The organism is Streptomyces sp. NPDC088246 (genome assembly GCF_044741025.1).
Classification (GTDB): Bacteria; Actinomycetota; Actinomycetes; order Streptomycetales; family Streptomycetaceae; genus Streptomyces.
In genome coordinates this window covers 113,861-129,389 of sequence record NZ_JBIURV010000016.1, presented here as the reverse complement: position 1 = coordinate 129,389, position 15,529 = coordinate 113,861, and the positions used below count along the sequence as shown (strand labels likewise).

Genomic DNA, 15,529 nt, shown 5'->3' with positions numbered 1-15,529 from the left:
CCTGGCAAGGTCGTTCAACCGGCATGCCGCACAACCAGAACGCCCCTGCCGTACGCTCCATCACCGGCGTCGACATCCCCGCCGCTGTCGAGACCCTCGCCCGGGCCTTCGCCGACTACCCCTATACCCGGCACGTGGTCGCCGCAGACGACCACGAGGACCGGATCTGGCGCTTCCAAGAGCTCTGCTTGACCCGCGTCGGAATGGTGTACGGGCGCGTGTGGGTTGCTGACGAGGGCCGCGCTGTCGCTGTCTGGGCCACTCCTGACCAGGACCCTTCGCCCGCTTTTGCCGAGGTCGGCCCGCTGCTCGGCGACCTCGCCGGTGACCGGGCGGCTGCATATGAGTCTGCAGAGCAGGCCGTCGCTCCGTACCGGCCGCAAGAGCCGGCGTGGTTCCTCAACACGGTGGGAGTCGCCCCTGAAGCCCAGGGGCAGGGCCTTGGCAGTGCGGTGCTCGTCCCCGGCATCAAGGCGGCTGCACGCGCCGGGTACCCGGCGTTCCTGGAGACCTCCAGCGAGCGGAACGTGAAATTCTACGAGCGCCTCGGCTTCAAGATCACAGCCGAGATCTTGCTCCCCGACAACGGCCCTCGCACGTGGTGCATGCGCAAGGACCCCCGCTAGTGCTGTGAACGAATGAGCTCGCCAGGTCGGATCAAGCAGCGGCCTTGGGAGGGCGCCCGCCCCAGCGGATGCCTTTCTCACTGCGGGTGCGGGCGCGTTCCTTGCGTTCGGCGGCCAGGACATCGTGCTGGCGGGCGCCACCGCAGGTAGACGTGCAGGGCCCAGGTCTGCACGGTGTGGTTGGGATGGTGGGAGTTGGCGATGGTGTACTGCCTCAGCGGACCGAACTGCGCCTCGATCGGGTTCGCCCACGAGGCGTAGGTCGCTCGCGTCGCGGAGTGCCTGCGCCGGTGGTTGCAGAAACCGAGCCGGCGAAAGACCGCGAGCCGGACGCCCTGCTCGGCGGGCCGGCCGCGGCGTCGGATCAGGCGACCGTTCCACCGGGTCTGGGTGGTTCGCTGTCCAGGCAGCAACGGACGAAGTCTTGGACGATGAGGTTGGTGTCGTCGGCGGGCGCCCAGGCGATGCCGACCTGGCTGGGGCTGACGCCGCTGACGGGCCGGTACGTGATGCCGGGGCGGGCGTAGAAACGGGCGGAGGATTCGGGCGTGAGAGCGATGCCGTAGCCATTGGCGATCGCGCTGAGCCACTTGTCGGGCTGGTCGGTAACGGCGCCGATACGGACCGGGTGGCCCTCGCGTTCATCGGTAGCCAGCCAGTACTCCCGCCACCAGCCTGTTTCCGGTGGGGCTGCCACAAACGGCTCCTCCCACAGATCCCGGAAAGGGATCTGGTCGCGCGTGGCGAACGGGTGGGCTGTGGGGAGCGCGACCCAGCGAGGCTCGGCGAACAGCACCTCCACTCGCAGAGTGTCCTGGCCCGGGAAGGGCAGCCTCAGCAGAGCGGCGTCGACATCTCCGTCGGCGAGTCCGGCGGTCGGGTTCGACCACGCTGCCTGCCGCATGTCGACCCTCCAGCCCGGCCGACGGCGGGCGAACATCGCGATGATCTGCTGGGTGGTTTCGTTGGCGGCGCTGGCCACGAATCCGACCCGCAGCACACGGGCCACTTGGCCGGCCGTGCTCTTCGTCTCCCGCAGTGCCCGGTCCCAGTCGGCCAGCAGAGCGGGCACCCGCGCTACCAGGGCCTGGCCCGCTCCCGACGCTCGCCACGCTGAAAGCTGCTGGGGCCGTCGGGCTCGCTGTCGGACTCCTGGATATTCGGGCCATCGGCGCCGCCGCCGCAATCGGCCTCGTTCTGTTCTTCGCCGGTGCCATGGCCGCCCACTTCCGTGCCCGCGTGTTTCACAACATTGCCTTTCCCGGTGCCTACCTCGCGATGGCCATCGCTTCTCTCGGGCTCGTCATCACTCAGTGATGACGTTCCTCGTGGTCGGCAAGCCTTCCCTTGCCGCCGTCCGCTGGTCGGGCCGGTTCTCGTGAACGCCCCCGGGCAAACCGACCGTCCCACGAACGCCAGTGGGACGGACAGACAAAGGGCCACCCCCAGGACCCGTCAGTACGCCCAGCAGTCCCGAAGTGGGTGCTTAATCAGTTTCTTGCGCAGCTCTCAGTCGATACGTTCGGATCAGTAACGAGCGAATTCTGAACAGACTGCGTGTGGTTGAGGCAGTGACCGCACAGCGCAGTTCCCTGCAGTCGGCGCCGAGAAGGGATCCCCCGTGAGCGGGACAGCACATCACAGCCCCGAACTCCGCGCACTGCGCGACCGGGTGACCGCTCCGTCGACCATCGCGCTGCCCACGGTCGGCGTCCGGTCCGGGTCGGCCAGGCCCTGCACGACCAGCGCGTCGATGCCCGACAGGATGTCCTGCGCGTCGGCGCCGCCCATGTCCCCGACGACGGCGCCGGCGAACTTCTGTCCGCGTCCGCCGCTGCCTCGCGTGTTGGGGTGGAACACCGCGTAGCCGCGCGAGACCAGGAGCGGCACGTAGGGAGCGTGCATGGACCACGTGTCACGGAACGCCCACACCGGCCCGCCGTGCACTCGCCGCACTGGCCCACAATCTGACCCGGGCCACCGGCACCCTGGCCGGAGCGTTCCACGCGAGAGCCGTCACCGCCACGATCCGCGCCCATCTGATCAACGTGCCCGCCCGTCTGGCCCGCTCCGCCCGCCGCCTCACCAGCAAGAGCCCGCGGACCAGCCAGTAGACGAGGAAAACTCTTGCGTAATCAGGAGCAGTTACCTCACGCGGCTGGCAGACGTTGAACCAGTCGCGGCGACGCCTCATCTCTGGGCAACTGCTCCCCCGAGTCGAGTACATCAGGGATCATGAAGCATGCGCCCGGATGACTGGCACCTCACCGAAGACATCGACGACTTTCTCACCCGAGCCGGAGACTTCCTGCGCTCGCGCCCCGCCCTGCACAACACGCCGCTGACAATGATCGAGAAACTGCGAACACGCGGGGCGGACGCATACGGCGCCGAAGCCACCCTCTTCGGCCGACTGGAGTCGGGGGGCGAGGTCCGCGCCATCTTTTACCGCCCTCCATCCCACCGCCTGACCCTCACCCCCCTCTCCCCCGAGCAGGCCGACACCCTCGCCGCCCACCTGGCCGACCTCGGCCACCCCCTCTCCGGCGTCCTCGCGGACCACGACACCGCCACCGCTTTCACCGAGACATGGCAGCGGCACACAGGCGCAACGCCGGACCACAGCTGGCGGGGCCGCCTCTACCGTCTCGGCACACTCACCCCACCGCAGCCGCGCCCAGAGGGCCAGGGCCGAGTCGCAGACGCACAGGACCACGAGCACCTCATCCGCTGGTGCACTGAGTTCGCAGCTGCCGTCGGAGAGACCCCCTCCCTGGACGCCGACTCCTGGGCCGACTCGCGCTTCGCCGACAAACACTTCACGTTCTGGGAGACCCCTGACGGCACTCCCGTCTCCATGGCAGGCTCGACGGCGATGGTCGGCGGCATGATCCGGGTGGACCCCGTCTACACCCCGGCCCACCTCCGGGGCCACGGCTACGCGGGTGCCGTGACGGTCGAAGTGAGCAGAGCCGCACTGGCCGCAGGCGCCACGGACGTCGTCCTGTTCACAAGCCCGGCCAACCCCACCAGCAACGCCGTCTACCAGCGCATCGGATACGTACCGGTTACCGACTTCGCCGGGTACAACTTCTCCGACGACGCACCAGAAGCCGGTTGAGAACACGACCGACACAAAAACGCGCCTGCCACCAGGAAGCTGATCCGCCGACACCGCGCGACCGGTTACAGCAGGGAAGAAGAAAACACCTACTCAGGTATATCCCTGTGGTGAGCGCGTGTGCCCTTCGCACGACACATCAGTCACACCGGCGAAGGCGGTGCGAACCGGCGGGTGAGGCGTCCGGTCACGGCGAGGGGCGGCCCGGGGCCGGCAGGACCGCGATGTCCTCCCCAGAGTGCAGCAGCCGTTCGAAGAGACGGGCGTTGTGGGCCTCCAGCTCGGCATTGTGCAAGGTCAGGACCTGGATCTGGTTGGCGTAGGCGGCCAGAGTGTCCTTGAGTTCACAGACCTCGGAGGCGTGTTCCCTGCGAAGCTCGCGCTCCGCCTTCTTCAGCCGGGATACTTCCGCCCGCAGTTCCTCCGGTTCCGGGCGCCGGGTCTGCGGCGCCTCCAGGCCACCGGACCAACTTCGGCCTGGAGCTGGCCGCATAGAAGATCTCCACAGTCCGAGGGGATTGACAGAGCCCGCCGAGGTCCTGGGCCGGGCCCTGCGAGACGTCCCGCGCCTGCCGGGGTACACGGCCGCGCTCGCCCTCTCCTCGGCCCGGCCCTGACGGCTGGTCCCGACATCGCAGCAGGTGGAGATGGCCCTCTTCGTCTTGTGGGAGGGGAGCACCCTGGACCAGCGGCCCCTGGAGGCATTCCTCGACTCCCTCCGCACTCTGGTGACCAGTTGGCTCGCCGACCCCGAGGGGGATCTGAGCGGCCTCTCGCTCTCTCCCACCGCCGCTGACCGCCTGCTCTCCTTTGTGCACGGCACGCCCGTGGTCCGGATGAGCCGCGATCTCGCGGCGCCGGGCGCGACGCCCTCCCTCCCCGAGGTGACCCACGGCAGCCTCGGCCACTTCTGCCGTGAGATCAACGATGCGTACGCGATCACCGGCGCGGACCGGGTGCTCGCCTTCACCCGCCCGGTGTTCGACGTCTCCGCGTTCGAGATGTTCGCGACCCTCGCGGCCGGCGCCCAGGTGGTGGTTCCCGACGCGGGCGGGATCACGCGACGGGAGATCGCCGAGAAGGTCCTCGCCGACGGGGTGGCGCTCATCGGCATCGTCACCGTCCTCGCCGTCACGCCGGACCATCCCGAACGCGGGCGACAAGGCCGCGAAGCGGACCGGCAGCATGGCCTCCATCGGAGCTCACGGCCCGAGCGGCGGCTTCTTCGACCAGGCCGGCCCAGTCGTCTGGTAAGTCGGACTACGTGGAAGCGGTCCGCGCGTACGTCCTCGGTGGCCACCCGCTGCAGCAAGCGCCGTTACACATGCGCGGACCCCTGTGACGACCTGGAAACCAAAGGTGTCTGGAACGAGCAGGAGTTCCAGCCGCGGCGGAATCCAGGGCGCGCCGGACCAGGGCGAGTACGTAACACGAGTCTAAGTAGCCATCGCCGATGCGAGGCCGCGCTCCGCGATGGGAGCTTCGGTCGGCGAGGGCCGATCGGCCCCTCGGGGAACCAGCGATACCGGAGACTCATACATGGCAGCCAACGGCGTCACCTACACCGGCCTGGACGCACTGCTCGCTCCCGAAAGGTCGGTCCTCCTGCTGATCGACCACCAGGGCGCGCAGTTCGCCGGGATGCACAGCATGGATCCCAACCTCGTGGTCAACAACGTGACCGCTCTGGCGAAGGGCGCCAAGCTGTTCGACGTACCGACGATCCTCAGCACGGTCGTCGAGGACCGCGGCGGCCGGATCATCCGGCAGATCCAGGACGTGTTCCCCGACCAAAGGCCGATCGACCGCACCACGATCAACACCTGGGAGGACCAGCGGGTGGTCGACGCCGTCGCCGCCACCGGCCGCAAGGATCTCGTCATAGCCGGCCTGTGGACGGACATCTGCCTCGCGTTCCCGGCGATCCACGCCATGGCCGACGGCTACCGGGTCTACGCGGTGACGGACGCGTCCGGCGCGACGACGGTCGAGGCGCACGAGCGCGGAGTCCAGCGCATGATCCAGGCGGGCGTCATCCCGATGACTGCCGGGACCGTCATCTCGGAATGGCAGCGCGACTGGGCGCGCGAGGCGACCGTCCCCGGCATGAGCCAGATCATGTTCGACCACGGCGGCAGCTTCGGCACCAGCCTGGCCTGGGAGCTTCAGCTCCTCGGTCAGGACTGACAATCCGCACGTGGGCGGGTGGGTGGCAGCTCGACCCCGCCCACCGAGCCCACCCCTCCCGCAGCGGTCACGCGGTCAGGTCGTCAGCGGCAGATCGCGCAGTTGGCGGCGCGAGGTGATGCCGAGCTTGCGGAAGATGTTCCGCAGGTGGGCGTCGATGGTGCGCGGACTCAGGAACAGTTGTGTGCCCACCTCCTTCGACGTCGCGCCCGTGGCGACCAGCCGGGCGATCTGGAACTCCTGCGCGGTGAGACGGGCAGGCGCGTCGCCGACCCGTTTCCGCGCGCGGGCGCCGGTCGCGGCGAGCTCTCGGGCGGCCCGTCCCGCGAACGCCGCCGCCCCGAGCATGGACAACTGCTCGTACGCCGCCTGCAACTCCACCCGCGCCTCGGACCGCCGGCCCTCGCGGCGCAGCCATTCGCCGTACACCAGTCGGGCGCGCGCGACGTGGGGGGCGCCGTCGCTTCGGGCGAGACGCTCGATCCCCTCCCGGTACAGCTTCTCGGCGGCCGGCCCCTCGGCGAGCAGGGCCCGCGAGCGCAGCTCGGTCCCGAGCGCCCACTCGGAGCCACTCGCGGCAGCGCGCTCGGACAGGAGCTTCATGACGGGCTCCGCGAGATCGGGACGTCCGGCGCGCGTCGCCGCCTCGATGAACTCCACGGGTATCCAGGCGTGGAAGCTGATCTCGTCGAGATCACCGGCCTCCAGGCACGCCGAGAGGGCGGCGTCGTAGCGGCCCAGGCCGTTGAGCAGTACGGTCCGGGCGTACTCCGTGGCGCTGAGGAGCCGTCCCTCGCCGCGCGCGTTGGCGTCGCGGGTGGCGATGTGGGCGAGCCGGGTGGTGCGTTCCTCGTCGCCGCGCCACGCGGCCACGGTGACGTCGACGTGGAGCATGGCCGGGGTGCCGACTTCCGCCGCGATCGCGTGCGCCTCGTCGACCAGCGCGGCGGCGTCGGCGAACTCGCCCGCGTGGACGTGTGCGAGGGCGCGGTAGCTCAAGGCCACGGGCAGTTCGGCGAGCATGCCCGCGCCACGCACAAGCTCGAGCTGGCGGGCGGCCAGCTCCCGCCATGCCGCGTCGTCCCACAGGTCCATCGCGGGACCGCAGGCCACCCATAACTGGCCCACCTCGTACGCGTCGCGTCCCGCACCGCCCCGGTAGACGTCCACGGCCTGCCGTAGTTCCGGCACCGCCGCCGTGTACCCGTGCCTGACCTGGGTGGTCAATCCATCGAGCAGCTGGTCGAGCGGGCGCGGCTCCGGCGGTGTGGGGCTCATGGCATGGGAGGTCTCGGCGATGTCGAGCATGCGGCCGGCGGTGGTGAAACGGCCGACGAACACCGCTGCGGCGAAGGCCTCGAGGAATGTCTCGCGGGCCGAAAAGGTGTCGAGCGGTGCAATGAGCCGGGCTGCCCGCAACAGCTTCTCGACCGCAGCATCGTCCCGGTTCCTGTCGAACGCCATCCGTGCGCGCAGCATGGCCACCGTGGCACGCTGGAGGTCTTCGAGCGGTCCGGCTTCCGCCATGGACAGCAGGGACAATGCGGAGTCCGCGGCGCCGCTGTCGCGCTTGGCGCGCGCGGCGACGACGGCTCGTACGGCGCGGCGAGCGGGATCCGGCGTCAGATTCGCGGCCTTCTCCAGGAAGGCCGCTGCGGCGGCGACGCCGCCGCGGGCCCGGGCCCGGCCGGCCGAACGTTCCAGCGCCGCAGCGAGGTCCTCGTCCGGCTTGCATGCAGCCTGTGAGTGGTGCCACGCCTTGCGGTCGGGCTCCGTGTCCGCAACAGCCTCGGCCAATGCGCGGTGGACCGCGCGGCGCTCGTCGAGGGCAGCGGACCGGTAGACGGTCGAACGCACCAGCGGGTGGCGGAACCGTACCCGGCCGCCGATGGCCACCAGGCCGGACTCCTCTGCGCGCGTCACCGCGTCGTCGGGGACGCCGAGTTGCTCCGCCGCCGCGCCCAGGAGGATCGGGCAGCCGGTCGGCTCGGCTGCCGCGATCAACAGCAGGGTCCGTGTCTCGACGGGGAGTTCGGCCAGTCTCGCCCGGTAGCTCGCCTCGACCTTCCCTGAGGTGGGCGACGCCGCGGGCAGAGCGAACCCGCCCGCGAGGTCCGCACTGTGTGGCAGTTCGAGGAGGGCGAGCGGATTGCCGCGCGCCTCGGCGATGATGCGGTCGCGTACGGCACCGTCGAGAGGCGCGTGGATCTGCGACGCGAGGAGCCGGCGGGCGTCCTCGTCGGCCAGGCCGCGAAGCTTCAGTTCAGGCAGGCACGCCAGTTCGTGGCGTTCGCTCGCATCGCGCTCGGCGAAAAGCAGCGCCACGGGTTCGGCCTGGAGCCGGCGCGCGACGAAGGCCAAGGCCTGCGCGGATGCCTGGTCGAGCCAATGCGCGTCGTCGATGACGCACAGCACAGGCTGCTCGGCCGCGGCCTCGGAGAGGAGGTTGAGGACCGCCAAGCCCACGTGGAAGCGGTTGGGCACGCCGTCCGCGGACCGCCCGAACGCCCCGTCGAGTGCCTCGCGTTGCGGCGCGGGCAGCCGTTCCTGCCAGCGCAGAGTCGGCTTGCAGAGCTGGTGGAGTGCGGCGAACGCGAGTTCCGACTCGAATTCGGCGCCGACGGCGCGCAGCACCTTCAGGCCTGGTGCCGCCGGGGCATGCTCGATGAGCGCGGTCTTCCCGATGCCCGGCTCTCCCCGCACCACCAAGGCGCCGCCACGCCGGGACCGGATGCCGTCGAGCAGCCGATCCAACACGTCCGACTCGCTTCGCCGGCCGAGGAGGCCGGGATGTTCGATTCCCGGGCGGGATCCCCGCATCAGAGGGCCCGTTCGGTGCACACGTCGATGTCGACCGGCGTCGCCACCGGCGGTGTGCACGTCCTCTCGCCCCAGGTGCCGGCACTCGCCGGTGTGCCGCGGTGTCGGCCGTCTAGGTGGGTTCTGCCGACGCGAACACGGGCTCCGCCTGCGAGTTTGGTCATGGGACTCCCTCTCGTCTCCCGAATGCGACGCGAGCCGGCGCGTTTTGAGAGTCCCACCGGCCTTGTTGACATGTCAACAAGTAATGGTGATCTCGTTCGCGTGTCGTCGCACGCACACAGAAAGACCTCGCAGACATCCGAGAAAGCCCTGTCTCTCGGTCGTACGCCCGTTTGGAGCAGGTAGCTGTCGAAGAACACCCCAAGCCCGTATACGTGGCCGACAGCGGCCGGACGGCCAGCTGAATGTGCCGCGACGTACCCGCGCCCGCACGCTCCGGCATCCCGTGCCCCCGCGCCGAAACACCCAAGCCCCGGCCACCGGGCCAGGGCCGCCCAGCGCATGTCCAGGAGAACCGATGACGACACTCGCACCTCGCGAACCCCGGACCACGAACCCCGGCCCGCCGCCGCCCTTCGACCCCGAGCTCGCCCCGGCGCTCGCGCCACTGGCGGAAGTCCTGCCGCCGGCGATCCTGCCGTCCATGATCTCCTCCGTGCGTCATTCCATCGCCGGCCAGCGGCCGTCGGACGAAGACCTGGCGCGCGGCGGGGCGATCGAGCTGCAGGAGCGCCGGATCCCGGGGCCGCCCGGCGCACCCGACGTCTCACTGCTGATCTGCCGCCCGCGTACCGTCGTCACCCCCGGACCGGCCGTGTACTTCACCCACGGCGGTGGCATGGTCCTCGGCGACAACCGCAACCTCATCGGGGAGATGCTCGACTGGGTGCAGGAGCTCGAAGTCGTCCTCGTCTCGGTCGAATACCGCCTCGCCCCGGAGCACCCCTACCCGGCCGCGATCGAAGACGTGTACGCGGGACTGGTCTGGGTCGCGGACCACGCGGCCGACATCGACGTCGATCCCGATCGCCTCGTGGTCGCCGGGGCCAGCGCGGGCGGTGGCCTGACCGCGGCCGCCACGCTCCTGGCCCGCGACCGCAACGGCCCACGCCTCGCCGGACAACTCCTCGCCTGCCCGATGCTCGACGACCGCAACGACACACCGTCCGGGGTCCAGATGGCCGGACGCGGCGTCTGGGACCGCACGTCGAACGACACCGGCTGGACCGCGCTGCTCGGGGAGGCGCGCGGCGGCCCCGACGTCTCCCCGTACGCGGCCCCAGCACGTGCGTCGAGCCTGGCCGGTCTGCCGCCGCTGTTCATCGACGTCGGCTCCGCCGAGACGTTCCGCGACGAGGTCGTCGCGTACGCGTCCCGCTTCTGGCTCGCCGGCGGCGACGCTGAGCTGCACGTGTGGCCGGGCGGATTCCATGGCTTCGACGCCATGGTGCCGGGCGCGGCACTGTCCCAAGCCGCCCGCGCGGCCCGGCTGCGCTGGCTGCGCCGGGTTCTGCAGACGTGCTCCGGTCCGGCCGGCTGCCGCTGCCGTCGGGCACCACGCGAAGCCGCTTGAGGGCCTCCGGCTACGATTTCCGAACCAGTGGACACACCCAGAAGATTGGCCTCATGAACGAACCGCGCTGGCTCGACGTGCGTGAGGCGGCTGTCTGGAAGAAGTACCGGGGCCTGCAGCGCCAGCTGCAAAGCGCCCTGGACCGGCAGCTCGCCCGCGACTCCGTGTTGTCCGGAGCCGACTATGCGGTGCTCGTCCCCCTGTCCGAGTCGCCGGGCGACGTCCTACGGGCCCGGGAGCTCCAGGTCGAGCTGGGCTGGGAACGGAGTCGGCTGTCGCATCAGATCAGCCGCATGGAGACGCGCGGCATGGTCGCCCGCGAGCCGTGCGAGGACGACGCACGCGGCTCGATGGTGCGCATGACCGCCCAGGGCCGGGCCGCGATCGAGGCCGCCGCGCCGCAGCACGTCGAGACCGTCCGCCGCTACTTCTTCGACCCGCTCTCCCACGACGAAGTCGAAACGCTGGACGTACTCTTCGACCGGCTCCTCGCCTCACTCTCACGCGACACGGACTGACCGTTCCTCCGTCCGTTCCCTCACATAGCTGATCACGGGCGCAGTGCCCGCACGCGCCGCGCAGCGCCGCACTGGATCGCGCCGTCGGCAGACCCTGCGTAACCCCGCCGCATAGGCGACCGTCACCGACGCGAGTCGGCCGACGCGCTGCGAGTGTCGGCTGTGGCAGACCTACGTGAGGAGTCGGGATGAAGATCACCGTTGTGGGGCGAGGACGTGTCGGAGGCGGCCTGGCCAGTCTGTGGGAAAAGGCCGGCCACGAGGTGACCGGTCTTGGCCGCGACGGCGGTGACGCGGCCGGTGCCGACGTCCTGGTGGTCGCGGTGCCGGGCTCGGCGATCGCCGAAGCGCTGGCGCGGGTGTCCGGGCTGGCCGGACAGGTGACCATCGACGCCTGCAACCTCTACGGACCGCGGGACGACTCCTTCCCCTCGCTGTCCCACCAGGTGAAGTCGATCGTCGGCGGACCGACCGCGAAGTCGTTCTCGACGAACTTCGCCGCGGTGTACGACCAGATCGAGGCCCAGCGCGTTCGCCCGAGCAACCTCTTCGCCGCCGAAGCGGCCGCGCGGGAGACGACCGAACAGTTGATCCGGGACGCCGGCTACGACCCCGTCTTCGTCGGCGACCTCGACCCCGGCGCCCGCCTGCTCGAAGACTGCTCAGCACTCACCCGTGCGCTGGCCGGACAGCTGGGCCCCTTCTTCTACCGCTACGGACGTCCCGGCGAGCTGTGAACCGCCACTGTCCGCCACATATGTCCAAGGAGCAAGCCGCCCCATGACCATCACCGCCGCGATCATCGGCAGCACCGGCTTCGGCCGAAACGGCCCAGAGGCCATTGCCCTGCCCGACCGAGTCGCCGCGTCGAGCAGCGCACTGGTGGCCCCGTGTAGTGCCGCATCGGAGGCGTGATGAGCGACATCCTGGCAGGCAAGGTCGTCGTGGTCACCGGCGCCGCGAGCGGGATCGGCAGGGCCATCGCGGTCGCGGCAGCGCGGCACGGAGCGAAGGGCGTGATCGTCGCCGACCTCACCGAGACCCCGCGCGAGGGCGGCGAGCCCACCGTTGGCGCGATCGAAACGCGGGGCGTCCCGGCGCGGTTCGTCGCCACCGACGTCACCCGCCGCGCCGATGCCGACGCTCTGGTGGACGCCGCGAGCGAGTTCGGCGGAGTCGACGTCATGGTGTGCAACGCCGGAATCACGCTCGGGGCGGACGGAGCGGACGTCGCCGAGGCCGACTACCACCGCTTGATGGCGGTCAACCTCGACGGTGTCCTGTTCGGCGCCCAAGCCGCGGCACGGCAGATGAAGGACCGGGCCACGCCCGGCAGCATCGTGCCGATGGCCAGCATGGGCGGACTGGTCGGCGCCGGATTCACCGTCGCCTACTCGACCAGCAAGGGCGGGGTCATCCTGATGGCCAAGTCCCTCGCCGACGCCCTGGGGCCCGACAGCATCCGGGTCAACGCCGTGTGCCCCGGCACCATCGACACCCATCTCCTGCGGTCCACGCCCGACATCGCGCAAGCCGCGGACGGGTTCCGGCAGCGGACTCCGCTACGGCGCCAGGGGCAGCCGTCCGAGATCGGTGCCGCCGTGGCGTACCTCGGATCGGATCTGTCGAGCTATGTGACCGGAACCGCCCTCGTCGTCGACGGCGGCCTGACCTCGGTGATCTGATACCTGCTCAAGACCTGTGCGAGCCGAACCGGGCGACAGCACCTTCCACGAAGGAATCCCATGAGCGAGAACAATCCGAGCGAGGCCGCCAAGGCGATCGTCCGTCGCAACACCGAGGAGGTACAGAGCAGCGGGGACTTCGCCCTCTTCGACGAACTGTTCGCCGACGACTTCCTCGACCACACACCGCAGCCGGGGCGTACGGCCGACAAGGCGGGCGCACGCCAGCTGTACCAGGTGCTCCGCGAGGCCTTCCCCGACTTCCACGCCGTCATCCACTGGCAGTCCGCCGACGGCGACCTCGTCACCACGTACAAGACGTATCACGGCACCCACAAGGGCGAGTTCTTCGGCATCGCGCCCACCGGCAAGCAGATCAGCTTCGAAACCGTCGACGCCATGAGGGTACGCGACGGGAAGATCACCGAGCACTGGGGCGTCGCGAACCTGTTCTCGCTGATGCAGCAGCTCGGCGCGCTGCCTGCTGCCGTATAGGTGCTCGACCTCCCTGTACGAGAATTCGGCCCGGCAGACCCCCACGGTGGCCGCCGATCGGCGGCCTGCTGTGCGGCCGGGCCGACAACTCAAGCCTGGCCGCGCACCTGACACGAGACAGACCGGTCCCGCCGGCGCGCCCCAGGAAGAACACCCCGACGAGCGAGCAAGCGACCACACCCGTGGCCGACACACGCCCTGGTTGTGGCCACACGCCCTCAAGCACGTGAGATGGAGCGCACGAATGCCCCCCAATGCGCGGATGACCACCACGACGCCATGACCACCATGAACGTCCCCACCAGATTCGACGTCACCCACTGGCCGATCAACGTCGAGCAATACCTCGCACGGACAGAGAAGCCGCTCCACCGAGCCATCCTGAAGAACTACCTCCGGCACCTGCTCCTCGAAGTCTCCGGATACTGGGACCAGATCCTGGGCCCCGAACTCACCGTCGACGCAAGGTGCCGGACAGCACCGCGGTGCGGGTCGCCCTCTGGCGGGCGATGCACGTGCAGGTCGACCCGCCGCCCCACGTGATCGAGGACCAGATCGGACTGCAGCTGGCGGCCCCTGATGAGGGATGGCGGCGCCGCCCGGACATGGACCCGCGCAGCACCAGCGGGTTCCGGGCGGCCATTGTGGCCCGTGCTCGTTTCGTCGAGGACCTGGTTGCCGAGCAGGTCTGCCACAGCGTCGCCCAGTACGTCGTCCTGGGGGCCGGGCTGGACACCTTTGCCCAGCGTAGGCCGGAGATCGCCTCCCGCCTACGGGTGTTCGAGATCGACCAGCCGGGTACCCAAGCCTGGAAGCGCCAACGCCTGATCGATCTCGGCTACAGGATCCCCGACTGGCTGCGACTGGTGCCGGTCGACTTCGAGGCGGGCGGAGACTGGTGGGAGCAGCTGTCCGACGCCGGCTTCGATCCCGGTCGGCAGGCGGTCGTCGTCTGCACCGGCGTCACCATGTACCTCACCAAAGACGCCACCGCAGCGACCCTGCGTTGGCTCGCCGGGCTCGCCCCCGGCTCGACGCTCGCCATGACGTTCATGCTGCCGACCGAACTCATCGATGACGCCGATCGCCCCGCACTCGAGGCGGCCAAGCCACAGGCGCAAGCAGCCGGAACGCCGTTCATCAGCTTCTACACCCCGCAGGAGATGCTGGAACTGGCCCGCAAGGCCGGCTTCAAGGACGCCCAACACGTGTCGGGAACTGTGCTCGCCGAAAGCTACTTCGCCGATCGGACCGACGGCCTTCGCCCGTCAAGCGGAGAGGATCTACTGGTGGCCACTACCTGACGCTCTCCGGCCACCACATGTTCCGAAAATGAAGGTCGGGGACATGGCCGCCAGCACAGGGAGATGGTCGGTCAGTCGGCTCGGAGCCACTACCTGGAAGAGAGCGAACGTCGGCCGATGCGGCATTGGCTTTGCGGGTGAGGAGGCGCCGCGTGCCGCCCTGGTCCAGCTTGTACCGCTCGCGTCCGCTGGCGCGGGACTGTGGAGAACCAGCTCAACGATCGGTGAGCAGCCCGGCGTCGCGGGCGAGGACGGCGGCCTGTACGCGGTTGGCGCAGCCGGTGCGGGTGAGGATCCGGCTGATGTGCGCCTTGACCGTGCCGGCACTCAGATAGAGCTGATCGGCGATCTCCGCATTGGACAGGTCCGTGCCCAGCAGCCGCAGGACATCCTGTTCGGCCGGGGTCAGTTCTTCTGTCCGGCGTAGCGCGGCCTCGGTGTCCCGGCCGGACTTGACGTGCCGTTCCAGCAGCTGCCGGGTGATTCTGGGTGCCAGTACTGGTTCACCTCTGGCGGCGAGTCGCACGGCGGCAGGTCCCTGCCGCGCTGCGCCGAGTTCAAGCGCCCCGGCGTGCACCGAGATCAGGCTCAGCCGGTGGCCCAGGAGATCGTCCATCTCTCCCGCGATCCGGGTCCGTTCCTCCAGCCGGGCCGCCGCAGCGGTAAGCACACGGGCCTGCTCCAGATAGGCGTTGCGTTCCCGCAGCAAGCTGACCAGGGGCCGCCGTCGCCCCAGCAGGGTGCCGGCCAGAGCCGGAAGCAGAAGGAACAGCACCGCCGAGACCGCGTTCTCGGCCAGTTCCGACTGCAGAGCCACGGGCCGAACCAGGGCACGAGCGAAAGTCAGGATGCCGACAGCGGCGCAGGCCACCCCGACGAGTTGCCACACACGCCGCGGCGGTGCGATACGACGGGTGGCGGACAGCACGACCAGCGGCGCCACCGCCAGGGTCCACACGTTGTCATGCACGAACAGCGCAGCGCAACCCAGGACCGCGGCGACCGGCCGACCGCGCCGAGCGGGGACGAGCAGCGCCGCCCACAACGCCTCCACAACAGCGGACGCCGGCCGATGTGGGGGCGCCAGCAGCAACGGCATCAGGCCGACGGCTGCCACCAGGACACAGAGGAGCGTCTCGGTTACGACCGTACGGCGCTCAGCGGCACGCACCGCGAGCCAGCTCTCCATCGCCTCAC

The 15,529-nt window shown here is 69.9% G+C and carries 15 protein-coding genes and 2 pseudogenes; 11 read left to right on the top strand and 6 right to left on the bottom strand.

Features of this window, described 5'->3' with window-relative positions; genetic code table 11:
- Positions 1-23 precede the first annotated feature (23 nt).
- Positions 24-626: a GNAT family N-acetyltransferase gene (locus tag ACIPEK_RS22785; RefSeq protein WP_401998929.1), complete on the top strand. Its 603-nt coding sequence runs from the start codon at positions 24-26 to the stop codon at positions 624-626.
- 31 nt (positions 627-657) lie between these two features.
- Here the strand turns inward: ACIPEK_RS22785 and ACIPEK_RS22780 are convergent.
- Positions 658-889, bottom strand: a pseudogene (locus ACIPEK_RS22780) (IS630 family transposase); the annotation flags it as partial.
- Positions 890-990: 101 nt separating this feature from the next.
- Positions 991-1,719, bottom strand: a pseudogene (locus ACIPEK_RS22775) (LysR family substrate-binding domain-containing protein); the annotation flags it as partial.
- Between ACIPEK_RS22775 and ACIPEK_RS22770 the strand changes: the two are divergent.
- Complete coding sequence (locus ACIPEK_RS22770; protein WP_401998927.1) at positions 1,665-1,943, top strand: DoxX family protein; 279 nt, start codon at positions 1,665-1,667, stop codon at positions 1,941-1,943. The pseudogene ACIPEK_RS22775 and the gene ACIPEK_RS22770 overlap by 55 nt on opposite strands.
- A 321-nt stretch (positions 1,944-2,264) precedes the next feature.
- On the opposite strand, the gene ACIPEK_RS22765 is transcribed toward ACIPEK_RS22770, so the two are convergent.
- Positions 2,265-2,531: a prolyl oligopeptidase family serine peptidase gene (locus ACIPEK_RS22765; protein ID WP_401998924.1), complete on the bottom strand. Its 267-nt coding sequence runs from the start codon at positions 2,529-2,531 to the stop codon at positions 2,265-2,267.
- Between the two features lie 337 nt (positions 2,532-2,868).
- Here ACIPEK_RS22765 and ACIPEK_RS22760 point away from each other — a divergent pair, with 337 nt between their 5' ends.
- Positions 2,869-3,747 carry a GNAT family N-acetyltransferase gene (locus ACIPEK_RS22760; protein WP_401998921.1) on the top strand — a complete coding sequence of 293 codons (879 nt, stop codon included), beginning with the start codon at positions 2,869-2,871 and terminating at the stop codon, positions 3,745-3,747.
- Between the two features lie 187 nt (positions 3,748-3,934).
- Here the strand turns inward: ACIPEK_RS22760 and ACIPEK_RS22755 are convergent, their stop codons facing one another.
- Positions 3,935-4,240, bottom strand: a complete 306-nt coding sequence (locus ACIPEK_RS22755) for a hypothetical protein (protein ID WP_401998918.1) — start codon at positions 4,238-4,240, stop codon at positions 3,935-3,937.
- Between the two features lie 1,046 nt (positions 4,241-5,286).
- On the opposite strand from ACIPEK_RS22755, the gene ACIPEK_RS22750 reads away from it, so the two are divergent.
- On the top strand, positions 5,287-5,934 hold the full coding sequence (locus tag ACIPEK_RS22750) for a hydrolase (RefSeq protein ID WP_401998915.1): 648 nt from the start codon (positions 5,287-5,289) through the stop codon (positions 5,932-5,934).
- A 75-nt stretch (positions 5,935-6,009) separates the two neighbouring features.
- Here ACIPEK_RS22750 and ACIPEK_RS22745 read toward each other — a convergent pair whose 3' ends face one another.
- Positions 6,010-8,754, bottom strand: coding sequence for an AAA family ATPase (locus ACIPEK_RS22745; RefSeq protein WP_401998912.1), 2,745 nt, complete (start codon positions 8,752-8,754; stop codon positions 6,010-6,012).
- Positions 8,755-9,274: 520 nt separating this feature from the next.
- Here ACIPEK_RS22745 and ACIPEK_RS22740 point away from each other — a divergent pair.
- The 7 genes from ACIPEK_RS22740 (at position 9,275) to ACIPEK_RS22710 (ending at position 14,332) form a co-directional block, all read left to right on the top strand.
- On the top strand, positions 9,275-10,330 hold the full coding sequence (locus ACIPEK_RS22740) for an alpha/beta hydrolase (RefSeq protein WP_401998910.1): 1,056 nt from the start codon (positions 9,275-9,277) through the stop codon (positions 10,328-10,330).
- A 53-nt stretch (positions 10,331-10,383) separates the two neighbouring features.
- Positions 10,384-10,848 (top strand): MarR family winged helix-turn-helix transcriptional regulator, encoded by a 465-nt coding sequence (locus tag ACIPEK_RS22735; RefSeq protein WP_383071658.1) that lies wholly within the window; start codon positions 10,384-10,386, stop codon positions 10,846-10,848.
- 188 nt (positions 10,849-11,036) lie between these two features.
- A complete protein-coding gene (locus ACIPEK_RS22730) occupies positions 11,037-11,585 on the top strand; it encodes a dinucleotide-binding protein (RefSeq protein WP_401998907.1) in 549 nt (182 codons plus the stop codon).
- Between the two features lie 43 nt (positions 11,586-11,628).
- The gene (locus tag ACIPEK_RS22725) at positions 11,629-11,763 is read left to right on the top strand and encodes a hypothetical protein (RefSeq protein WP_401998904.1); all 135 of its coding nucleotides are present in this window, start codon (positions 11,629-11,631) and stop codon (positions 11,761-11,763) included.
- Complete coding sequence (locus ACIPEK_RS22720) at positions 11,763-12,533, top strand: SDR family oxidoreductase (protein ID WP_401998901.1); 771 nt, start codon at positions 11,763-11,765, stop codon at positions 12,531-12,533. The genes ACIPEK_RS22725 and ACIPEK_RS22720 overlap by 1 nt, the downstream gene beginning before the upstream one ends.
- 60 nt (positions 12,534-12,593) lie before the next feature.
- Positions 12,594-13,028 carry an ester cyclase gene (locus tag ACIPEK_RS22715; protein ID WP_401998898.1) on the top strand — a complete coding sequence of 145 codons (435 nt, stop codon included), beginning with the start codon at positions 12,594-12,596 and terminating at the stop codon, positions 13,026-13,028.
- A gap of 467 nt (positions 13,029-13,495) precedes the next feature.
- Complete coding sequence (locus ACIPEK_RS22710) at positions 13,496-14,332, top strand: class I SAM-dependent methyltransferase (protein WP_401998895.1); 837 nt, start codon at positions 13,496-13,498, stop codon at positions 14,330-14,332.
- A 214-nt stretch (positions 14,333-14,546) separates the two neighbouring features.
- Here the strand turns inward: ACIPEK_RS22710 and ACIPEK_RS22705 are convergent, their stop codons facing one another.
- Positions 14,547-15,521 (bottom strand): LuxR C-terminal-related transcriptional regulator, encoded by a 975-nt coding sequence (locus ACIPEK_RS22705; protein ID WP_401998892.1) that lies wholly within the window; start codon positions 15,519-15,521, stop codon positions 14,547-14,549.
- Positions 15,522-15,529 lie beyond the last annotated feature (8 nt).